The organism is Stenotrophomonas sp. Ste86 (genome assembly GCF_024519465.1).
GTDB lineage: Bacteria > Pseudomonadota > Gammaproteobacteria > Xanthomonadales > Xanthomonadaceae > Stenotrophomonas.
In genome coordinates this window covers 133,833-153,074 of the sequence record NZ_JALJRW010000001.1, presented here as the reverse complement: position 1 = coordinate 153,074, position 19,242 = coordinate 133,833, and the positions used below count along the sequence as shown (strand labels likewise).

General features: G+C 67.0%; 24 protein-coding genes. 17 read left to right on the top strand and 7 right to left on the bottom strand.

Annotated features, from left to right (window positions below; translation table 11 throughout):
- Nucleotides 1-15 precede the first annotated feature (15 nt).
- Entirely contained in the window at nt 16-621 is a 606-nt protein-coding gene (locus tag NR101_RS00665; protein ID WP_256774242.1) for a TetR/AcrR family transcriptional regulator, read from the bottom strand.
- Between the two features lie 113 nt (nt 622-734).
- Between NR101_RS00665 and NR101_RS00660 the strand changes: the two genes are divergently transcribed.
- The gene (locus NR101_RS00660) at nt 735-1,721 is read left to right on the top strand and encodes an MDR family oxidoreductase (RefSeq protein WP_256774243.1); all 987 of its coding nucleotides are present in this window, start codon (nt 735-737) and stop codon (nt 1,719-1,721) included.
- 14 nt (nt 1,722-1,735) lie between these two features.
- On the opposite strand, the gene NR101_RS00655 is transcribed toward NR101_RS00660, so the two are convergent.
- Together NR101_RS00655 and NR101_RS00650 are read right to left on the bottom strand one after the other, a co-directional pair.
- On the bottom strand, nt 1,736-2,080 hold the full coding sequence (locus tag NR101_RS00655) for a response regulator (RefSeq protein ID WP_256774373.1): 345 nt from the start codon (nt 2,078-2,080) through the stop codon (nt 1,736-1,738).
- A gap of 149 nt (nt 2,081-2,229) precedes the next feature.
- The gene (locus NR101_RS00650; protein ID WP_256774244.1) at nt 2,230-3,294 is read right to left on the bottom strand and encodes an SDR family oxidoreductase; all 1,065 of its coding nucleotides are present in this window, start codon (nt 3,292-3,294) and stop codon (nt 2,230-2,232) included.
- An 86-nt stretch (nt 3,295-3,380) separates the two neighbouring features.
- On the opposite strand from NR101_RS00650, the gene NR101_RS00645 reads away from it, so the two are divergent.
- From NR101_RS00645 to NR101_RS00625, 5 genes are all read left to right on the top strand, one after another.
- Nucleotides 3,381-3,761 carry a helix-turn-helix domain-containing protein gene (locus NR101_RS00645; RefSeq protein ID WP_256774245.1) on the top strand — a complete coding sequence of 127 codons (381 nt, stop codon included), beginning with the start codon at nt 3,381-3,383 and terminating at the stop codon, nt 3,759-3,761.
- Nucleotides 3,762-3,859: 98 nt separating this feature from the next.
- Entirely contained in the window at nt 3,860-4,129 is a 270-nt protein-coding gene (locus NR101_RS00640; protein WP_256774246.1) for a hypothetical protein, read from the top strand.
- Nucleotides 4,130-4,352: 223 nt separating this feature from the next.
- Nucleotides 4,353-4,691 carry a hypothetical protein gene (locus NR101_RS00635; RefSeq protein ID WP_256774247.1) on the top strand — a complete coding sequence of 113 codons (339 nt, stop codon included), beginning with the start codon at nt 4,353-4,355 and terminating at the stop codon, nt 4,689-4,691.
- Nucleotides 4,688-5,047 carry a hypothetical protein gene (locus NR101_RS00630; protein WP_256777683.1) on the top strand — a complete coding sequence of 120 codons (360 nt, stop codon included), beginning with the start codon at nt 4,688-4,690 and terminating at the stop codon, nt 5,045-5,047. Before NR101_RS00635 ends, NR101_RS00630 begins: the two co-directional genes overlap by 4 nt.
- Nucleotides 5,034-5,459, top strand: a complete 426-nt coding sequence (locus tag NR101_RS00625) for a hypothetical protein (RefSeq protein WP_256774249.1) — start codon at nt 5,034-5,036, stop codon at nt 5,457-5,459. The genes NR101_RS00630 and NR101_RS00625 overlap by 14 nt, the downstream gene beginning before the upstream one ends.
- 10 nt (nt 5,460-5,469) lie before the next feature.
- Here NR101_RS00625 and NR101_RS00620 read toward each other — a convergent pair whose 3' ends face one another.
- Nucleotides 5,470-6,849: a PLP-dependent aminotransferase family protein gene (locus NR101_RS00620; RefSeq protein ID WP_256774250.1), complete on the bottom strand. Its 1,380-nt coding sequence runs from the start codon at nt 6,847-6,849 to the stop codon at nt 5,470-5,472.
- 190 nt (nt 6,850-7,039) lie between these two features.
- On the opposite strand from NR101_RS00620, the gene cyoA reads away from it, so the two are divergent.
- The 6 genes from cyoA (at nt 7,040) to NR101_RS00590 (ending at nt 12,038) form a co-directional block, all read left to right on the top strand.
- Nucleotides 7,040-8,017, top strand: a complete 978-nt coding sequence (gene cyoA, locus NR101_RS00615; protein ID WP_256774251.1) for a ubiquinol oxidase subunit II — start codon at nt 7,040-7,042, stop codon at nt 8,015-8,017.
- A gap of 2 nt (nt 8,018-8,019) precedes the next feature.
- Nucleotides 8,020-9,999 carry a cytochrome o ubiquinol oxidase subunit I gene (gene cyoB, locus NR101_RS00610; protein WP_256774252.1) on the top strand — a complete coding sequence of 660 codons (1,980 nt, stop codon included), beginning with the start codon at nt 8,020-8,022 and terminating at the stop codon, nt 9,997-9,999.
- The gene (gene cyoC, locus NR101_RS00605) at nt 9,996-10,634 is read left to right on the top strand and encodes a cytochrome o ubiquinol oxidase subunit III (protein WP_256774253.1); all 639 of its coding nucleotides are present in this window, start codon (nt 9,996-9,998) and stop codon (nt 10,632-10,634) included. The genes cyoB and cyoC overlap by 4 nt, the downstream gene beginning before the upstream one ends.
- On the top strand, nt 10,631-10,972 hold the full coding sequence (gene cyoD / locus NR101_RS00600; RefSeq protein WP_256774254.1) for a cytochrome o ubiquinol oxidase subunit IV: 342 nt from the start codon (nt 10,631-10,633) through the stop codon (nt 10,970-10,972). Before cyoC ends, cyoD begins: the two co-directional genes overlap by 4 nt.
- An 8-nt stretch (nt 10,973-10,980) precedes the next feature.
- On the top strand, nt 10,981-11,472 hold the full coding sequence (locus NR101_RS00595; protein WP_256774255.1) for a copper chaperone PCu(A)C: 492 nt from the start codon (nt 10,981-10,983) through the stop codon (nt 11,470-11,472).
- A 71-nt stretch (nt 11,473-11,543) separates the two neighbouring features.
- Entirely contained in the window at nt 11,544-12,038 is a 495-nt protein-coding gene (locus tag NR101_RS00590) for an SCO family protein (protein WP_256774256.1), read from the top strand.
- A gap of 58 nt (nt 12,039-12,096) precedes the next feature.
- Here the strand turns inward: NR101_RS00590 and NR101_RS00585 are convergent, their stop codons facing one another.
- Nucleotides 12,097-12,948: a class I SAM-dependent methyltransferase gene (locus NR101_RS00585; protein ID WP_306175322.1), complete on the bottom strand. Its 852-nt coding sequence runs from the start codon at nt 12,946-12,948 to the stop codon at nt 12,097-12,099.
- Nucleotides 12,949-13,024: 76 nt separating this feature from the next.
- Between NR101_RS00585 and NR101_RS00580 the strand changes: the two genes are divergently transcribed.
- Nucleotides 13,025-13,438: a helix-turn-helix domain-containing protein gene (locus NR101_RS00580; protein ID WP_256774257.1), complete on the top strand. Its 414-nt coding sequence runs from the start codon at nt 13,025-13,027 to the stop codon at nt 13,436-13,438.
- Here NR101_RS00580 and NR101_RS00575 read toward each other — a convergent pair.
- Nucleotides 13,404-14,672, bottom strand: coding sequence for an Nramp family divalent metal transporter (locus NR101_RS00575; protein WP_256774375.1), 1,269 nt, complete (start codon nt 14,670-14,672; stop codon nt 13,404-13,406). The genes NR101_RS00580 and NR101_RS00575 overlap by 35 nt on opposite strands.
- Nucleotides 14,673-14,892: 220 nt before the next feature.
- Here NR101_RS00575 and NR101_RS00570 point away from each other — a divergent pair, with 220 nt between their 5' ends.
- On the top strand, nt 14,893-15,666 hold the full coding sequence (locus tag NR101_RS00570) for a hypothetical protein (RefSeq protein WP_256774258.1): 774 nt from the start codon (nt 14,893-14,895) through the stop codon (nt 15,664-15,666).
- A 149-nt stretch (nt 15,667-15,815) separates the two neighbouring features.
- Nucleotides 15,816-16,793: a zinc-binding dehydrogenase gene (locus NR101_RS00565; protein WP_256774259.1), complete on the top strand. Its 978-nt coding sequence runs from the start codon at nt 15,816-15,818 to the stop codon at nt 16,791-16,793.
- Between the two features lie 107 nt (nt 16,794-16,900).
- Here the strand turns inward: NR101_RS00565 and NR101_RS00560 are convergent, their stop codons facing one another.
- Nucleotides 16,901-17,794 (bottom strand): LysR family transcriptional regulator, encoded by an 894-nt coding sequence (locus NR101_RS00560; RefSeq protein WP_256777682.1) that lies wholly within the window; start codon nt 17,792-17,794, stop codon nt 16,901-16,903.
- Between the two features lie 222 nt (nt 17,795-18,016).
- Between NR101_RS00560 and NR101_RS00555 the strand changes: the two genes are divergently transcribed.
- The gene (locus NR101_RS00555) at nt 18,017-18,481 is read left to right on the top strand and encodes a cupin domain-containing protein (protein WP_256774261.1); all 465 of its coding nucleotides are present in this window, start codon (nt 18,017-18,019) and stop codon (nt 18,479-18,481) included.
- 96 nt (nt 18,482-18,577) lie between these two features.
- Nucleotides 18,578-19,234, top strand: coding sequence for an SDR family oxidoreductase (locus tag NR101_RS00550; RefSeq protein WP_256774262.1), 657 nt, complete (start codon nt 18,578-18,580; stop codon nt 19,232-19,234).
- The last annotated feature ends 8 nt before the right edge of the window (nt 19,235-19,242 follow it).

Sequence of the window (19,242 nt, the reverse complement as noted above, 5' to 3'; positions counted from 1 at the left end):
TGCGTGGCCTTCCCGTCAATGGGAGGGGTGGAGAATCCTGCGGGTGGTGCGCGCTGCGTCGTCGAACGGCTGGGTGTGGCGGACGATCTTGACCATCAGGCTGGCACCCAGCCAGAGCTGATACAGGCTCTGCGCCACGCCATCGGCCGGGTCGTCGGGCGCCAGCGAACCGTCGGCTACGCCGGCGGTGATCGCATGCGCCATCCGTTCGATGATCGCGGCAGTGCCGCGTTTGAGTGACGCCCGCATGCTCTCGGACAGGTCGGCAACCTCGGCACCCAGCTTCACCGCCAGGCACTTGCCTTGGCAGTCTTCGAAGGATTGGTTGTCCCGCCACGCCTGGAAATACGCATCCAGCCGTTGCGCACCGGTCTGGCCGGTCTGGCGGAAGATGCGGTCCATGTCGGCCAGGTAACCGCCGAAGTACTCCTCGAGCAGGGCTTCCCCAAAGGCGTCCTTGGACCCGAAGTAGTGATAGAACGAGCCCTTCGGCACGCCGGCCGCAGTCAGCACCTCGTTCAACCCGACAGCGGAAAACCCTTTGCCGCCCATGATCCGCTGGCCGGTGGCCAGGATCTTGTCGCGGACGTCGGTGCTGTCGATGGCGGGTGCAGGGCTCATGGGATGGACTGTACTCTCCATTAGACCGGTCGTCTAGTAATTCTTGAAGCGGCCTTCGACTGGATGCCTGGGCGATTTCACCGCACAGTGGAAGCACGCCCCCGGAGACCGCCATGACGTTCAATGCCCTGCTTGCCCGCAAAACCGGCGACACGATTGCCACTGACATCGTGGCCCTGGAAGAGCACGACCTCATGCCCGGCGACGTTACCGTGGCCGTGGCGTACTCCACGGTCAACTACAAGGACGCGCTGGCGTTGTCGGGCCGCTCGCCGGTGATCCGCAGCTTCCCGTTGATCCCGGGCATCGATCTGGCCGGCGTGGTCGAGACCTCGAACTACCCCGGTATCGCGCCCGGCGATCGTGTGCTGGTCAACGGCTATGGCTTGAGCCAGACCCACCATGGCGGTTATGCGCAGAAGGCGAGGGTGCCCGGCGAGTGGCTGGTGAAAGTGCCCGACGCCTTCAGCGCCCGCGATGCGATGGCGATCGGCACCGCTGGCTACACGGCGATGCTGTCGGTACTGGCCCTGGAGCATGGCGGGGTCACCCCGGACAGCGGCGACATCCTGGTGACCGGCGCCAACGGCGGCGCGGGCTCCATCGCCATCGCACTGCTGTCGGGGTTGGGCTACCGCGTGGTGGCGTCCACCGGCCGCCTGGAAGAATCGGCGTATCTCAAGGAACTGGGCGCGGCCGAGATCGTCGACCGCCACACGCTGTCCGCGCCGGGAGCACCGATTGCCAAGGAGCGCTGGGCCGGGGCCATCGACGCGGTCGGTAGCCACACCCTGGCCAACGTGCTGGCGCAGATCCGCTATCGCGGTGTGGTCGCCGCGTTCGGGTTGGCGCAGGGGGCCGACCTGCCGGGCTCGGTGCTGCCCTTCATCCTGCGCAACGTGACGCTGGCGGGCATCGATTCGGTCAACGCACCGCTGGCGGCACGCCGGCAGGCGTGGGCGCGTCTGGCCACCGATCTGGATCCTGCCAAGCTTGCACGGACCACCCAGGTGATCGGACTGGCGCAGGTGCCGACCATTGCCGCGCAGGTTCTGGAAGGGCGCGTGCAGGGCCGCACGGTAGTGGACGTCAATGCCTGATCATCCGGCCCGGCTCAGGCCAGGTCGCGTACCGAACCCAGCACTTCTTCGGCGGTAAAGGGTTTGCGGATCAGGTTCACGCCGGGGTACAGAAAGTGCGGGCGATCGTCTATTTCGCCCGCATAGGTGGTCATCAGCAGGATGGGCATCGTCGGATACAGCCGGCTGGCGCGCTTTGCCAGGCTCCAGCCATCCATGCCCGGCAGGCCGATGCTGGAGAACAGCAGATCGAACGACGTCGCGCCGGTCAGGTGATCCAGCGCGGATTCGGCGTTGGCGGCGGACACGACATCGAAACCGTCCGCATCCAGGATCGTGGTGGTCCTGGCGCGGAGGGCATCGTTGTCCTCGACAAGCAGGATGCGGCAAGGGGACGGATGTGGCACGGTGGCTGCCTCGCGGGAAACGCATGCGGCGGGGGCCACACTTCGTCACGAGGGTAGTGCGGACGGGCGTTAGTCCGTCGTGCATCCGGTGCCACGGATCCGTTACCCCATGCCGCGTCCGACTACGGAATCAGCCGCTGCGCGCGCAATCGCTCGAACAGCGCGAAGAACGCATCGTCGCTGGGCTGGTAGTCCAGGAAGCCCATCCGTCGGCTCTTGGACATATCGGTGACCACTTCCAGTGGCCGGCCCAGGTCGGCGTCGGTGTGCCACGGCGAGATCAGGCGATGGATGTCCTGCTCGACCAGCCCATGGGCGGCCGCCAACGCCGACCATGCGGCGGCATCACCGGCCATCTGCTGCTCCAGCGGACGCACCTCGCCGGTGAAGGGGGCCGGCTCGAGATCGAACCACGTCGCGATCCGCGACCACATCCAGCGCCAGCGGAACACATCGCCGTTGACCACGTTGAAGGCCTGGTTGGCGGCGGCGGGCGTCTGGGTTGCCCACAGCAGGTGTCTGGCGAGCAGACCTGCATCGGTCATGTCGGTCAGCCCGTCCCACTGCGCGGGCGAGCCGGGGAAGTAGAACGGACGCCCGCTGCGCTTGCACAGCGTGGCGTACACCGCCAGCGTCGTGCCCATGTTCATGGCATTGCCCACCGCCGCGCCGATCACCGTGTGCGGGCGATGCACGCTCCAACTGAAGCCGTCGCGCGCTGCAGCGGCAAATACCTCGTCTTCCTGTGCGTAGTAGAAGTTGTCCACCGCCAGCCGTGGCTGTTCCTCACGGAACGGCGTCTGTGGCAAGGCACCCTGCGCATAGGCTTCAAACGGCCCCAGGTAATGCTTCAGCCCGGTGACCAGCGCGACGTGCCGCACGCTGCCGGCCGGCCGCAACGCGTCCAGCAGGTTGCGCACCATCGCCGCATTGACGCGGATGTTCTCGGCCTCATTGGCCTGGCGCGACCAGGTGGTGATGAATACATGGGGGGGTGCCAGCGCTGCCAGTGCGGCCTGGGTGGACGCGGCGTCATGCAGATCCGCGGCGACGCCCTGCGCGCCTTCGGGCAGCTGGTCCGGACGGCGGGCCAGTCCGTGGACCTCCCAGCCGGCGTCCAGCAGCCGCTGGATCAATGCACTGCCCACAATGCCGGTCGCCCCGACTACCAACGCTTTGTTCGTCACGATATGGCCTTTTCATTCTGTTCCAGGCGCACACAGTAGGATAGGCGTGCACCGCCCGAAAGAAGGCACCAAATGGTAACCACGCGATGAAAACCGGCACTCCCGACGAAGAATGGCGAGAGGATTGCGCCCCGCGGCGGGTGCTGGAGCTGTTCAGCACCAAATGGACCTCGATGGTGCTGCACACCCTGGCCGTGCGCCATGCAGGCACCGCGCGCAGCAATGCGCTGCACCGCAGCCTGCCGGCGATCTCCAAGAAAATGCTGATCCAGACCCTGCGCGAAATGGAAGCCGCAGGCATCGTGCTGCGCACCGAATTTCCCACCGTGCCGCCGGCAGTGGAGTACACGCTGACACCGCTGGGCCGGCAGCTGGTGGAGCCGATCGAGCTGATCTACCACTGGGCACGGCGCAATGCCAGCGCGCTGGATGCCCTGCAACCGCGCACCACCTCACGCCGCCGGTAATGCCACGCCATGCGTGACAGCCCTGGACAACGGCGCCAGAGCCGCCCGGATAGCGGTATATTTCGCGCCCTCCCCATATCCAGCCCTGAGCTTCCGTCATGACCACGCCCCGGAAACACTACAAACACCCCGCCGAATCGGACATCGGCCACGGCACGATTTACCTCGAGGCACAGGGCGATGTGATCGTGCGGCAGGTCGAAAGCTACCGCAGCGTGCTGGTCTGGGCCGACAAATCCGGGCAGGCCGATGCGCGCTTCCCGATGTCCGATCAGCCTTTGTCCTGGCTGGACCTGGATTCGGATGACAGCATCACCGCCACCGAATTCGAAGCCGTCTGGAAGCGCGCCAAGGCTGTTTCTGGTTGAGCTGAGCGTCACTGCGCGCGGCTTGGGCAGCTCACCGCCCGCACCGGTGACCGGTCTTGTCGTCCCGGCGTCATTGCTTGTAGAGTCGGCTCTCGCCGAGGTCTGGATGACCTGCGGCAGGGAGCCGGTAGCGCCCAGCGCAGCCGGAAATGGAAAGGGAGGTCCGGGCCGGCGCGGCAGCGTGGACCGGAGAAGCAGGCGCACTGCGCCAAGGGGGCTTCGAATGGCGTTGTTCGGGTTTTTCGTACTGTTCCTGGTGTGCATGGGTCTGGCCAGGATCGTCAATGCGACCCGCGGGCGGCTGACCGTCAACGGTGCGGCGATCCATCTGCTGCTCACGCTGGTCTTCGCCGTTTTCATCGTCGTGATGGCGGTGCGCGCGGATCTGCAGCCCGGGGCATTCGGCTATGCCCTGGGGTACAACCTCGGGCCCGCGTTGCTGGTTGGCGTGCTGGCCGCGCACTACGTTTTCAAATTCCGGGGCGAGAAGGCGAACGAAGCGCGCGTCCGCCGGTTGCGCGAGCAACGCCTGCGTGCGGACGCAGGATGGGCGGATCCTTGAACAGTCAGCAGTTTGTTGAAGCGATGGAAGCCCACGTGCGGGACGCGGCGACAGAGGCGACGATGAGCACGCTCGAATCGCCGCCCGGAAGGCGACCTTCGCTGGCGGTTCGCGAACGCGCCGCCTGGTATGGCGGGTTGTCACCGCAGGACCAGGCGCACGTGCGCAGCGTGGTGCGTGAGGCCGCCGGAGCAACGGTGTTCGGGCTGCTGACGGTGTTGGACGGTGCACGCATCGTTGACGAAGAAAAGGGACGGTTCGAGCTGTTCTATACGGGCTGCGAACGGGCGCTGCTGAACCCGGAGGGCATCGACCTGCACGATCTGCTTCGGGGGCCGGCCGATGAAACTGGGTGAGCTCACTGCCTTCGGCCACAACGTGGCCGACTCGTTGGCCAGTGGCATGTGCTTCATGATCGGCTTATACACGCTGGATATCTTTGCGGAGGCCGCCGCCTCGCGAGAGGGCGAAATCGTGGTGAATTTCCTGACAGGGGAAGCCGCGGGCAGCCCGGCCTCGGCAGGGATAAAGCATGCCACTGGCCAATTCGCGCAGCGACTGCCCGAGTTGGCTTCGCAGCACGGTCTGGATATCGGCCAGATCCGCGTTCTATCCGCGCGATTTGGTACGGACAAGGTCGCAGGAAGGCATTTCCAGGTATCGGTCGAAACCGCAGACGGTCGCCGCTCCATGGACCAGTACGTGGGCAGCCCCGGCAGGCGTTACAGCCGAGCGCGACGGTCTCGCGTTGCACCCGGTACGGACTGACACAACCGGCTTATACCGTCCAGCCGCTCCGGCCTGCAGCCACGTGCATCAACTGATCCAGCTGCCGCAACGCCCGGTGCAGTTCCTGCCGGCTCGCAGGCGCCCCCAGCGAGATCCGCACCGCATCGTGGATGGCCACCCCGTCGGGGGTGAACGCCGACGACGGGGCGATGCCCAGCCCCTGCAGGCGCGCTGCATGGGTAAGGCTGGCGGCGGTCCACTGTGGCGGCAAGCGGCACCATGCGTGCACGCCGGCGCAGTGCTGCAGGAACGTCGGCGACAGCGCCGACTGCGCCAGGTAGCGGCGCTCGGCGGCTTCGTTCTGCACCAGCCTGAGCAGGGCAGTGGCCGAGCCATCCAGGATCAACTGGGTGACCAGGGCATTCATCAGCGGCGGTGCCATCAGGTTGACTGCGCGCAGCGCGTCCAGCACGCCCTGGCGTGACACGCCGTCGGGCAGGTGGACGAAGCCGGTGTGCAGGCCCGGGCTCAGGCACTTGGACAACGTGGAGATGTAGCAGGTGTGCCGCGGCGCCAGCAGCGCGAGCGGGGCAGGGGCATCGTCGACCAGCAGCCAGTACGGGTCGTCTTCGATGAGGCGCAGGTCCTGTGCGCGCAACACGTCGGCCAGCGCCCTCCGGCGCGCTTCGGGCACGGTATGGGCGGTGGGGTTCTGCGCGGTCGGGTTGAGGTAGACCACCTTCGCGCCGGTGGCCCGCGCCTGCCGACGCAGCGCATCCGGGCGCATGCCGTGTTCGTCGCATGCCACTACCTGTAGCTTGCGTTGCAGTACCCGCGCCGCATGCAGCAGGCCGGGATAGACCCGCGGTTCGCACAGGATCGTGTCGCCGGCCTCGGTGAGCGCCAGCAGCAGCGCCGACAACGCCGCCTGCGCGCCTTCGGTCACCACCAGCCGATCGCTGTCCACCTTGCCCAACATCGGTTTGAGCCACTGCTGCGCGGCCAGATGATCGGCGCGGCTGCCGCCGCCGACGTGGTAGGTCATCAGGTTGCCGGCATCGCTGCGGGTGAGCACCGTGGACAGGCCACGCCGCAGCATGTCGGCCACCTCGCCGCCGGGCGGGGTCGGCGGCAGGTTCATGCTCAGGTCCACCAGTTGGTCCAGCGCCACCTGGGGTGGGGCGACGAACGAGCCCAATGGTCCGCGTGCGTCGATCAAGCCGCGCTTGCGCGCCTCGTTGAACGCGCGCGTGACCGTGGTGAGGTCCACGCCGAGGTCGTTGGCCAGTGCGCGCTGCGCGGGCAGGCGTTGGCCGGGACGCAGCGCGCCGGACCGCACGGCGCGTTCGAGCGCCTGCACGATACGCAGGTACACCGGCCCGTGCCCGTCGGCGATGAGGCTGCTCCACGCGGGGCTGTCGGCTTGCATCGGCGCATCTTACGCCGCGCCGCGCAGGCGCCTGCGACAGTGTGTCGCATCATGTATGGATCATGTCGTTGCCTAACGTACGCGGCTGCGGCGGGCACCCCCCATGCATATCGGTCATGCAGGGGGTTGTCCGCCACTTTTCATGATCCGGGCCGCCCGGCCCGGCACTGCGTTGGAAGGGCCGTCCCGCATGATCCCCGTTACTCAACCTGCTCGCCGCGCCCCGTTGGCCGGTCGAGCCCGCGCCGGACGCTGGTCCGGCCTGGCAGCGCTGCTGCCCCTGCTCACCGGGTGCACCTCCCTGGAGCTGTTCAATCCCATGGGCAGCATCGCCGAACAGGAGATGCAGCTGATCCTGGTCTGCACCGGCCTGATGCTGCTGGTGGTGATTCCGGTGATCCTGCTCACGCTGTACTTCGCGTGGCGTTACCGTGCGTCCAACACAAAGGCCACCTACGCACCCGACTGGTCGCATTCCACCGCGATCGAGGTCGTCATCTGGACCATCCCGTGCCTGATCATCGTGGTGCTGGCGGTGTTGATCTGGAAGAGCACCCACGCGCTGGACCCGTACAGGCCGATTGAATCGGACAAGGCGCCGCTGCGTGTGGAAGTGGTGGCGTTGAACTGGAAGTGGTTGTTCATCTACCCCGACCACAACGTGGCCACGGTCAACGAGCTGGTGATGCCGGTCGATACGCCGATTGCGTTCAAGCTGACCTCCGAGTCGATGATGAACGCCTTTTTCGTGCCGCAGCTGGGCAGCATGGTCTACACCATGGCCGGCATGCAGACCCGCCTGCACCTGATCGGGCACACCCCGGGCACCTACGCGGGAATGTCCTCGGCTTACAGCGGCGCCGGCTTCTCGGACATGAAGTTCCCGGCACGGGTGGTCACCGAAGCCGATTTCGCCCGCTGGCTGGCGCAGGCCCGCAGCAGTGGCGACCACCTCGGCGCCACCCGCCTGGCCGAACTGGAAACGCCTACCCACGGCTCGCCGCTGCTGCGCTTCGGTGCGGTGGATACCGGGTTGTTCGACAGCATCGTGCGTCGCCACGGCGGCATGCCCGATGACGAGATCTGCCTGCCGGGCGAAGCACCCGGGGCGAAAACCCAACTGGTGAGCCTGGCCGCGCCTGCCGCCAGCCGTACCGCGGAGAACTGATTGTGCTTGGAAAGTTGAACCTCGAAGCGATTCCCTACCACGATCCGATCATCATGTCGGCACTGGCCGGGTCGCTGCTGCTCGGCGTGGCGATCATCGCGGCGATCACCTACTTCAAGAAGTGGGGCTACCTGTGGACCGAGTGGATCACCTCGGTGGACCACAAGAAGATCGGCGTGATGTACATCCTGCTGGCCCTGGTCATGCTGGTGCGCGGCTTCGCCGATGCGCTGATGATGCGCGCCCAGCAGGCCATCGCCGCCAATGACAGCGCCGGCTACCTGCCGCCGGAACACTACGACCAGATCTTCACCGCGCACGGGGTGATCATGATCTTCTTCGTGGCGACCCCGCTCATCGTGGGCCTGATGAACATCGTGGTGCCGTTGCAGATCGGTGCGCGCGATGTGGCCTTCCCGTTCGTCAACTCGCTCAGCTTCTGGCTGTCGGCGGTGGGCGCGGTGCTGGTGATGCTGTCGATGTTCGTCGGCGACTTCGCCGCCACCGGCTGGGTGGCCTATCCACCGCTGTCGGGGATCGAGTACAGCCCCACGGTGGGCGTGGACTACTACATCTGGTCACTGCAGGTATCGGGCATCGGCACCACGCTGACCGGCCTGAACTTCATCGTCACCATCCTCAAGATGCGTGCGCCGGGCATGGACCTGATGAAGATGCCGGTGTTCACCTGGACCGCGCTGATCACCAACATCCTGATCGTGGCGATCTTCCCGGTGCTGACCGCCACCCTGGTGCTGCTGAGCATGGACCGTTACTTCGGCATGCACTTCTTCACCAACGATGCCGGCGGCAACGCCATGATGTACGTCAACCTGATCTGGATCTGGGGCCACCCGGAAGTCTACGTGCTGATCCTGCCGTGCTTCGGTGCGTTCTCCGAGATCATCGCCACCTTCTCCGGCAAGCCGCTGTTCGGCTACCGCTCGATGGTGTACGCCACCTGTTCGATCGGCGTGCTGTCGTTCTTCGTCTGGCTGCACCACTTCTTCACCATGGGCTCGGGCGCGAACGTCAACGCGTTCTTCGGCATCATGACCTCGATCATTTCCATCCCCACCGGGGTGAAGCTGTTCAACTGGCTGTTCACCATGTACCGCGGCCGCATCCGTTACCACTCCTCGACGATGTGGACGATCGGCTTCATGGTCACCTTCGCGCTGGGCGGCATGACCGGTGTGATGCTGGCCATTCCGGGTGCGGATTTCGTGTTGCACAACAGCCTGTTCCTGATCGCGCACTTCCATAACGTGATCATCGGCGGCGTGGTGTTCGGCTGCCTGGCCGGTATCACCTTCTGGTTCCCGAAGGCGTTCGGTTTCACCCTCAATGAGCGCTGGGGCAAGGTGTCGTTCTGGTGCTGGCTGGTTGGTTTCTACCTGGCCTTCATGCCGCTGTACGTGCTGGGCTTCAAGGGGATGACACGGCGCATGAACCACTACGCGGTCGAGGGTTACCAGCCGTGGTTGATCGTGGCGGCCATCGGCGCACTGGTGATCGCCGCCGGCATCGCGGCGATGTTCATCCAGTTCTACGTGAGTGTCCGCGACCGCAAGGCCAACCTGGACCTCACCGGCGACCCGTGGAATGCACGCAGCCTGGAGTGGGCCACATCCTCGCCACCGCCGTTCTACAACTTCGCCACGCTGCCCTCGATCACCTCGCTGGAGCAGCACTGGGACGACAAGCAGCACGGCCGCGCCTGGCAGCGCCAGACCACGTACGAGGACATCCATATGCCGCGCAATACCGCCGCCGGCGTGGTGATCTCGGTGTTCAGCCTGGTGCTGTGTTTCGCCCTGGTCTGGCATATGTGGGTGCTGGCGGGGATCGGCCTGATCGGCGTGATCGCCACCTTCGTGCTGCGCTCCTATGACCGTGACGTGGACTACTACGTGCCCGCCGCCGAGGTGAAGCGCATTGAAGACGCGCACTTCGCGCGCATGGAAGGAGCCAAGGCATGAGCGGAGATACCCTGACCGCTGCCACGCAGCACGGCCCGCTCGCGGCCGGTCATCACGACCACGGCCACGCGCACCACGACGACGGCAACAAGACCATCGTGGGCTTCTGGATGTACCTGATGGGCGACTGCCTGATCTTCGCGGTGCTGTTCGCCACCTTTGGTGTCCTGCTCAACGGAACAGCCGATGGCCCCAGCGGCGAGGAACTGTTCAAGCTCGGCTTCGTGCTGGCCGAGACGGTCCTGCTGCTGCTCAGCAGCTTCACCTTCGGCGTGGCGATGCTGGGCATGCAGGCGGGCAAGCGCAACCAGGTGGTCGGCTGGCTGGCGATGACCGGCCTGCTCGGCGCGGGCTTCATCGGCATGGAGCTCTATGAGTTCGCCGAGCTGATCCATGAAGGTGCCACCCCGGATGTGAGCGCCTACCTGTCGGCGTACTTCACCCTGGTGGCCACCCACGGCCTGCACGTCAGCTTCGGCCTGCTGTGGCTGGCGATCATGATCCACCAGGTGCTGAAGTTCGGCTTGGATGGCGTGGTCCGCCGCCGGCTGGCCTGCCTGAGCCTGTTCTGGCACTTCCTGGATCTGATCTGGATCTGTGTGTTCACCTTCGTCTACCTGAGGGAGTTTGTATGAGCGCGAACGCGCCTGATGCCGATCACGGTGGCGGCCATGCCACCTTGAAGGGCTATATCCTCGGCCTGCTGCTGTGCGTGGTGCTCACCGGCGCCTCGTTCGGCGCGGTCATGACCGACCTGGTGCCGCAGCCGCTGCGGCTGACCGCCATCGTGGTGCTGTGCGTGGTGCAGCTGGTCGCCCAGCTGGTGCTGTTCCTGCATATCGGCGCCGGCCGCAGCCAGCGCGAGAACACCGGCATCTTCCTGTGCACCGCCTTCCTGATCGCCATCGTGGTGGCCGGCTCGCTGTGGGTGATGCACAACGCCACCCAGAACATGATGCCGATGCAGCTGTGAGCAGGGCCATGAACCGATGGGTGTCCTGCCTGGGGATCGTCATGGCGCTGAGCCTTGGCGCGGCGCGCGCAGGCAATGCAACGACTGCGCCACGCGCGCGTACCGCCGTAGTGGCCAGCCACGCATGGATCCGCCTGCCGCCGCCGGCTGCCAACGTGGCCGCGGGCTACGTGCAGCTCTACAACCACGGCAGGGAAGACCGATTGCTGGCAGCCACGGCCACCGGCTTTGGCCAGGTGCAGATCCATGCGATGCGCATGGACGGTGAGCTGATGCGCATGCAGGCGCTGCCGGAGGGGCTGGTGCTGCCGGCCGGCAAGGTCACCGCGCTGCAGCCCGGCGGCTACCACCTGATGTTGATGATGCCCACGCGCCCGCTGCAGGAGGGTCAACCGGTACGGGTGCGCCTGCAGTTCGCCCGGGACGGTGAGCAGCAGGTGGATTTCGTGGTGCGCGACGGCAGCAGCGCACAGTTGCACGGGCATGGGGCAGGGCGATGAGGCGCGGTTGGCTCGGCGGCGCGTTGTGCCTGGCCCTTCTGGCCGGCTGCAGTGGAGGCCAGGCACCAATCATGGGGCAGGCCGCACTGGAGTCGGTGGCGCTGCATAGCAGCGATGGCCGCACGCTCTCGATCAGCGGGCTGCGCGGCAAGCCCACGCTGCTGTTCTTCGGTTTCACCCATTGCCCGGAAGTGTGCCCGCTGAGCCTGGTCAGGGCGGTACAGCTCAAGCACCAGCTCGGGCCGCTGGCGGAGCACCTGCAGGTGGTGTTCATCACCGTCGATCCGCAGCGCGACACCCCGACGCATCTGCGCGCGTATCTGGCCGCGTTCGACCCGGCGTTCATCGGGCTGGCGGGGGATGAGGCGGGCACGCGTGCCGTCGCCGAAAGCCTGGGCGTGAGCTACCAGCGTGTTGGCGAGGGCGAGGCGGCCACGTTCGAGCACACCGCGTCGTGGTTCCTCCTCGGTGCCGACGGCAAGCTGCAGGAGGTGCTCGGGTACGCACTGAGCGAGGCGGAGATGGCGGCCAAGGTCCGCACGCGGCTGACGCCCACCCGCACGTGAGGCGATGCGGATGAGCGCGCCAGGGTCGGCACGCGCACCGCGCACGGATGCGATGCTGCTACTGGCCACAGCGCGATGGATGCGCGAGCGCCCGCACCTCCCAACACGCGGCAACGAATCGCACCCTGTCCCCCACCACGAACGGCGCAAACGCCTCGTCGATCGCCTGCAATACCCGTGCATGCAGCGCCGGTTCGATGTCCCCGCTGCGCAGCGCCGAACCGACCGGGCCCAACAACGTCACATAGGCAGGCAGGTCCGCGGCGGCGATCTCGCAGGCAACATCCTGCGCAACAACGTCAATGTTCTGCCATCCCGCATCGGTGAGAATGCCGATCACCCGGTCCCGGTCCGCAAACGCGAACTGCCCCGGCGCATCGGCAACGCGTGCGGGGAGCGTCAACAGGTGTGCCGTGGCGCGCTCGGCGGCGGTCATGAACGGATTTTCGGCGGCGCTGCGCCAGGCGATCGCATGCAGGCCGCCACCGTTGCGGGTTGCCTGGCGGAGGTTGGAGAAGGCCATCACCGGGTCATCGAAGAACATCACCCCGAAGCGCGACACAATCCGGTCGAACGAGGCGGGCAGCGACGCAAGCCGCTGTGCATCGCCCACCCTGAAATCCACCGGCAGTCCTGCGGACGCAGCGCGCGTGATGGCGCGCGTGATCAGCGGGGTGGAAATGTCCACGCCGGTGCAGTGGCCGCCGCTGCCCAGTCGCGTCGCAATCTCCAGACTTACCGCGCCGGTGCCACAGCCCACGTCCAGCACCGTTGCAGGTGAATCGGTCGGTATGGCCTGTGCCAGCTGTGTGGCGAACGGGGCAAACATCTGGTCCAGGATCCGTTCCGCCTTTACCCAGGCGTGACCGGCGGGGCCGTTCCACAGGGTGTGTTGTGCGGTGTCGGGCATGAGGGGCTCGTTCTGGGCTTGCCAGCAGGGAAGGGAGCCTGCACTCTGCCACTTCAAGTGCACTTGAGGTCAAGCAATGCGCGAACTGGATATCGCCGAGGTGGCGCGCCGCGCGGGGCTGGCGGCGTCGGCACTGCGCTATTACGAAGAAAAGGGGCTGGTGCAGCCGATCGGCCGACGCGGGTTGCGCCGGGTGTACGCCGAAGACGTGCTGGAGCGGCTGGCGTTGATTGCGCTGGGCCGGGCTGCGGGCTTGTCGCTGGAGGAGATCGCTACGATGTTGGCCGCGGACGGCGGCACGCGCATCGACCGCGCGCGACTGCTGGCCAAGGCCGACGAACTGGACCTGGCCATCGTACGCATGGCCGCCATGCGCGATGGCCTGCGCCACGCGGCGGCGTGCCGGGCCAGCAGCCACCTGGACTGCCCGCGTTTCCGTGCGCTGCTGCGCGGGGTCAGGCCAGCGTATCCACCAACAACTTCACGTTGAGCACGATGATCACCGCCCCGACCAACCACGCCAGCGCGATCAGCCAACGCGGCGCCACCAGCGGCCCCATCTTGGCCTTGTCCGAAACCAGGCGCACCAGCGGCACCACCGCGAACGGCAACTGCATCGACAGCAGCACCTGGCTCAGCACCAACAGGCGCGCGGTGCCCTGTTCGCCATAGATCGCGGTAACGATCACCACCGGCACGATCGCGATGCCGCGGGTGATCAGACGCCGCGCCCAGGGCGGAATGCGCAGCCGCAGGAATCCTTCCATCACGATCTGCCCGGCCAGCGTGGCGGTGACCGTGGAATTGATGCCCGAGGCGAGCAGGGCGACCGCAAACAGGGTGGACGCCAGCCCGACGCCCAGCATTGGCGCCAGCAGTTCGTAGGCCTGTTCGATCTCCTGCACATCGGTGCGTCCCTGCGCATGGAATACGGCAGCGGCCAGGATCAGGATCGATGCGTTGATGAACAACGCCAGCATCAAGGCAAGGGTGCTGTCGGTGACCGCCCAGCGCAGCGCGCTGCGACGGCCTTCCTCGGTGCGCGGGTAGGCGCGGGTCTGCACGATCGACGAGTGCAGGTACAGGTTGTGCGGCATCACCGTGGCCCCGATGATGCCGATGGCCAGGTACAGCGCATGCGGATGGGTGACCACTTCCGCGCGCGGAATGAAGCCGGCAAGCACGGCCTGCAGCGGTGGCGCCGCCAGTCCGATCTGGATCGCAAAGCAAGCGAAGATCACCAGCAGCAGCGCGATCACGAACGCCTCCAGTGCCCGGAATCCCCGGTTCATCAGCCACAGCACCAGCACCACATCGATGGCGGTGATGATCGCCCCGGCCACGAGCGGGATGCCGAACAGCAGCTTCAGCGCGATGGCGGTGCCGATCACCTCGGCCAGGTCGCAGGCGATGATCGCGATCTCGCACAGCAGCCACAGGGTCAGGTTGACCGGTCTGGAATAGTGGTCGCGGCAGGCCTGGGCCAGGTCGCGCCCGGTGGCGATGCCCAGCCGCGCCGACAGCCCCTGCAACACGATGGCCATCAGGTTGGAGAGCAGGATCACCGACAGGAGGAGATAACCGAACTGCGCGCCGCCGGCGATGTCGGTGGCCCAGTTGCCCGGGTCCATGTAGCCCACCGAGACCATGTACCCCGGCCCGAGGAAGGCCAGCAGCCGAAACCACCAGTGCCCACCCTGCGGCACCGCGACGCTGGCGTTCATCTCGCCCAGGCTCGGGCTGTGCCCGCTGGAGGAGGGCCAGGCAGGCGCGGTGGGTGGGCGGCGTTGGATGTCCATGACCGCAATATAGCAAAGGCTATCTTAGTAAGTGATTGCAATGACGGGCCGTTTGATGGTGCGATCCGGCCATGCGACCAGGGCGATGCCACCCCCTTAACCGTTAACCGCGTATCGTCACCGCTCTTTGAGTTGGAGTGGATGCATGCGTTGGATCGTGTTGTTGGCCGCCTTGGCCATGCCGGTGGTGTCGTGGTTTTCGCAATCCGGTGCGTTCGGCCCGACCAACGGTGCGATTTCCGACCGTTATCCGACCCTGCTGGTCGCAGCGGGCTATGCGTTCGCGATCTGGGGCCTGATCTTCCTGTGGGACGTGGCGTTCGGGCTGTGGCAGCTGCGCCGCCGCAAGCCGGACCTGGTCGGCGTACGCGGCTGGGCGGCCACCGGCTTCGTGCTCACCGCGGTGTGGATGCCGGTGTTTTCCAACCAATGGTTCCTGCCGGCGCTGGCGATCATCTGGGCCGCCCTGGTGTGCCTGATTGTCGCGGCGGTCCGCGCGGCACCGCCGGAGGCCAGTGCCGGGCAGCGTGCGTGGGCGGCCTATCCGCTGGCATTGCATGCCGGCTGGTTGTCGATGGCGGCCTTCCTCAATACGGCGCAGGTGATCGTGGCCTATCAATGGCTGCCAACCGCGGACATGTTCACCTGGAGCGTGGTGCTGCTGGCGGCGGCCACGCTGCTGGCGTGGTCGGTCAACCAGCGCCTGCGGGGTCATTTCGCCTATCCGGCCGCCGTGGTGTGGGCGCTGGTGGGTGTGTATGTGAAGCAGTCCGGCTGGCGCCTGCCCGGCGCCGATACGGTGTCGGTGCTGGCGCTGGCAGTGGCCGCGTTGCTGGTGCTGCAGACCCTGGTGCTGCGCGCACGCGCCTGGCGCCAGCCGCGCGCGGCGGTGGTGGCTGCGCATCGGCACCGCCGCTGAGGCGGGTCCCGCGACGCTTCCATGACGCGCCGCCGGGCACGCTCCGGTGACCGTCAACACCATAACGCCGAGCAATGCCCGGCAACCTTCTTCAACAACGTAGGGCCGGCCTTGCCCGGCAACCTCGATCCAGCAACAGGAGAAAACACATGCGCGCTGCATTGCATGAAACATTCGGTGATCCCACGGTGGTGCTGCACGGCGGCGACGCGGCAATGCCGCAGCCGGGCAAGGGCGAGGTGCGCATCCGCACCGTCCTGGCCCCCATCCACAACCACGACCTGTGGACCGTGCGCGGGCAATACGGCTACAAGCCGACGCTGCCGGCCATCGGGGGCAGCGAAGCGACCGGCGTGATCGATGCGCTCGGCGAGGGCGTCGACGGCCTGAGCGTCGGGCAGCGGGTCAGTGCCGCCTCGGTGCATGGCACGTGGGCGGCGTATTTCGTGGCACCGGCAAAAATGGTGATTCCGATGCCCGAGGCGATCAACGACGAGACCGCCGCGCAGCTCATTGCGATGCCGTTGAGCGCGCTGATGCTGCTGGAGTTCCTGCAGGTCAAGCCGGGCCAGTGGATCCTGCAGAACGCAGCCAATGGCGCGGTCGGCAAGGCACTGGCGATGCTGGCCAAGGCGCGGGGCGTGCACTGCGTAAACCTGGTGCGGCGTGATGCGGGCGTGGCCGAGATGGACGCGTTGGGCATCGAGCACACCGTGTCGACTGCACAGTCGGACTGGATGGCGAAGGTGCAGGCCAAGACCGGCGACCAGCCCATCGTTGCGGCGGTGGATTCGGTCGGCGGCCGCGCCAGCAGCGAGTTGATGACCCTGCTGGGTGATGGCGGCACGCTGGTGTCCTTCGGGTCGATGACCGGCGAGCCGATGCAGCTCAACTCGGGCGATGTGATCTTCAAGCAGGCCACGGTGAAGGGCTTCTGGGGCAGCAAGGTCAGCCAGGCGATGGCGCCGGAAGACAAGCGCCGCCTGGTCGGCGAACTGCTGCAGCTGGCCGCACGCGGCGGGCTGAGCCTGCCGGTGGATGCGGTATTCGGCCTCGATGACGTGGCTGCCGCGGCCAAGGCCAGCCTGGAGCCGGGCCGCAACGGTAAGGTGCTGCTGCGCCCGTGAACCGCGCGTAGAGCCGACCGTTGGTCGGCTGTCACACCGTCACGGAACCCGACGGAGAGCAGCCGACCAACGGTCGGCTCTACGTGGCAGCCGACCAACGGTCGGCTCTACGGGTTGGCGCGCAGCGCCTGGATGACCACGCGCATCGCGCTGGAGGACTGTCGGCGGCTCGGGTAATAGGCGTAATACCCGTCGAACACATCGCACCAGTCCTCCATCACCCGCAGCAGGCGGCCGGCGCGCACGTGCTCCAGCACCATGTCCTCGGGCAGGTAGGCCAGCCCCGCGCCCGCCAACGTGGCGCGCAGCATTGCGCTGCTGCCGTTGAAGGTCCATTGGCCGGCCACGCGCACGTTGACCTCCTGGCCATCCTTCTGCAGGTCCCACACCATCAGCCCGCCGTGGGTGGGCAGGCGCAGGCCGATGCAGTCGTGCGCGCCCAGATCGTCCGGTGTCCGTGGCGCCACATGACCGGCGAAGTAGGTCGGGCTGGCCACGATCGCCATCCGCTGCGGCCCGCTGATCGGCACGGCGATCATGTCCTTGGCTACGCGCCCGCCCAGGCGGATGCCGATGTCGTAGCGCTGGGCCACGATGTCGGCCAGGCCGTAATCGACCGTGAGTTCGACCCGCAGGTCCGGGTAGTTGGGCAGCACCGCGCTCAGCCGCGGCCACGCGATGCTGTTGGCGGCGTGTTCGGCGGTGGTGATGCGGATGGTGCCGGCGGGGGGGTCGCGGTAATCGGTGATCGCCACCAGCTCGGCCTCGATCTCCTGCATGCGGGGCGCGACCGTGTCGTACAGGCGCTCGCCAGCTTCGGTCATCGACACGCTGCGCGTGGTGCGGGTCAGCAGGCGCACGCCGAGACGTTCTTCCAGGCCGCGCATGGTGTGGCTCAGCGCAGACTGGGACACCCCGAGCTGGGCGGCCGCGCGGGTGAAGCTGCGCTCGCGCGCGACGGTGAGAAATACCTGCAGGTCGTTGAAGTTCTCACGGGCCATGCAGGCGCTCCAGCGGGCGTGCGATTCACGTGCGGCCATGATGGGCGCGTACCACTGGTGAGCGCAAGGCGTCACTGCTGGCGCATTGATGAGTACGCTTCATGACAGCATGCCAGCTGCGCGGGGAAGTCCCTGGCGGTTGCGGGGCTACAGTGGCACCTCCTGCCGCCGCCGTGGGAACACCCGCGCAGCGGAGCCGCTTCCCGTTCTGAGGAGACTTCCATGGACCTGTTGAGTACCGCCCTGTTGTCGATGGCCGCCGTCGCCACGCCCGACGCGCAGGCCCCGATCCAGATCGCCCGCGCCGGCAGCACCGCCTCGGCCGCCGGCCCGGCCGACTACTTCACCGGCACGGTGCGCATCGATGCCCCGTTCCAGCGGCCCGCACCGGCGCGCGTGGGTGGTGCCACGGTCACCTTCGAGCCCGGCGCGCGCACCGCCTGGCATACCCATCCGCTCGGCCAGACCCTGATCGTCACCGCAGGCGTGGGCAGCGTGCAGGAGTGGGGCAAGCCGGTGCAGGAGATCCGCTCGGGCGACATCGTCTGGATCGCACCGGGGGTCAAGCACTGGCATGGGGCCAAGGCCGACGTGGCGATGACCCATATCGCCATCGCCGAGGCCGTGGACGGCTCGCCGGTGACCTGGATGGAGCAGGTCAGCGAGGCGCAGTACGCCGGCGGCTGACAGGGGCAGGCGTACTACGCGCGGACCGCCGCCGCACGGGTCGGTCACGCGCCGGTCGCTACCCTGTCCATCTCGATACATGACAGGAGCACGCCGTTGACCAAGGTCTTCATCGTAGGTGCCGCCGGCAAGGTCGGCCGCCATCTGGTCGAACAATTGGCCGCCCGCGGCCATCAGCCGCTGGCCATGCATCGCCGCGCCGAGCAGGCGGCGGAACTGACCGCACTGGGCGGCGTGCCGGTGCAGGGCGACCTGACCGGGATCGACGTCGCCACGCTGGCCACGCAGATGCGCGGTAGCGAGGTGGTGGTGTTCACTGCCGGCGCGGGTGGCGCGGGCATGGAGGTGACCAATGCCATCGACGGCCGTGGGCTGGAGCTGGCCGTGCAGGCCGCGCAGCAGGCCAACGTGAAACGCTTCCTGCTGGTGTCCGCATTCCCCGAAGCCGGGCGCGGCAAGGCACTGGGCGAGGGCTTCGAGAATTACATGACGGTCAAGAAGCGCGCCGATGTGTATCTGGCCGCCAGCGACCTGGACTGGGTGATCCTGCGCCCCGGCACGCTCAGCGACGCGCCCGGCACGGGGCGGGTGACCCTCGGCCCGGCCATCGCCTATGGCGACGTACCGCGCGAGGACGTCGCTGCCACCCTGGTCGGGTTGGTGGAGCATCCGGCGCTGCGTCATCGCATCATCGAACTCACCCAGGGCGATGTCCCGGTCGATGAAGCGCTGGATCGGCGTGGCGTAAAATAGCCGGCCCG

Bases quoted from the DNA above. Each gene is read 5' to 3' on its own strand.
- NR101_RS00665 (WP_256774242.1), bottom strand. From the start codon at position 621: ATGAGCCCTGCACCCGCCATCGACAGCACCGACGTCCGCGACAAGATC.
- NR101_RS00660 (WP_256774243.1), top strand. From the start codon at position 735: ATGACGTTCAATGCCCTGCTTGCCCGCAAAACCGGCGACACGATTGCC.
- NR101_RS00645 (WP_256774245.1), top strand. From the start codon at position 3,381: ATGAAAACCGGCACTCCCGACGAAGAATGGCGAGAGGATTGCGCCCCG.
- NR101_RS00640 (WP_256774246.1), top strand. From the start codon at position 3,860: ATGACCACGCCCCGGAAACACTACAAACACCCCGCCGAATCGGACATC.
- NR101_RS00635 (WP_256774247.1), top strand. From the start codon at position 4,353: ATGGCGTTGTTCGGGTTTTTCGTACTGTTCCTGGTGTGCATGGGTCTG.
- NR101_RS00625 (WP_256774249.1), top strand. From the start codon at position 5,034: ATGAAACTGGGTGAGCTCACTGCCTTCGGCCACAACGTGGCCGACTCG.
- NR101_RS00620 (WP_256774250.1), bottom strand. From the start codon at position 6,849: ATGCAAGCCGACAGCCCCGCGTGGAGCAGCCTCATCGCCGACGGGCAC.
- cyoA (WP_256774251.1), top strand. From the start codon at position 7,040: ATGATCCCCGTTACTCAACCTGCTCGCCGCGCCCCGTTGGCCGGTCGA.
- cyoC (WP_256774253.1), top strand. From the start codon at position 9,996: ATGAGCGGAGATACCCTGACCGCTGCCACGCAGCACGGCCCGCTCGCG.
- cyoD (WP_256774254.1), top strand. From the start codon at position 10,631: ATGAGCGCGAACGCGCCTGATGCCGATCACGGTGGCGGCCATGCCACC.
- NR101_RS00595 (WP_256774255.1), top strand. From the start codon at position 10,981: ATGAACCGATGGGTGTCCTGCCTGGGGATCGTCATGGCGCTGAGCCTT.
- NR101_RS00590 (WP_256774256.1), top strand. From the start codon at position 11,544: ATGGGGCAGGCCGCACTGGAGTCGGTGGCGCTGCATAGCAGCGATGGC.
- NR101_RS00585 (WP_306175322.1), bottom strand. From the start codon at position 12,948: ATGCCCGACACCGCACAACACACCCTGTGGAACGGCCCCGCCGGTCAC.
- NR101_RS00580 (WP_256774257.1), top strand. From the start codon at position 13,025: ATGCGCGAACTGGATATCGCCGAGGTGGCGCGCCGCGCGGGGCTGGCG.
- NR101_RS00575 (WP_256774375.1), bottom strand. From the start codon at position 14,672: ATGAACGCCAGCGTCGCGGTGCCGCAGGGTGGGCACTGGTGGTTTCGG.
- NR101_RS00570 (WP_256774258.1), top strand. From the start codon at position 14,893: ATGCGTTGGATCGTGTTGTTGGCCGCCTTGGCCATGCCGGTGGTGTCG.
- NR101_RS00565 (WP_256774259.1), top strand. From the start codon at position 15,816: ATGCGCGCTGCATTGCATGAAACATTCGGTGATCCCACGGTGGTGCTG.
- NR101_RS00560 (WP_256777682.1), bottom strand. From the start codon at position 17,794: ATGGCCCGTGAGAACTTCAACGACCTGCAGGTATTTCTCACCGTCGCG.
- NR101_RS00555 (WP_256774261.1), top strand. From the start codon at position 18,017: ATGGACCTGTTGAGTACCGCCCTGTTGTCGATGGCCGCCGTCGCCACG.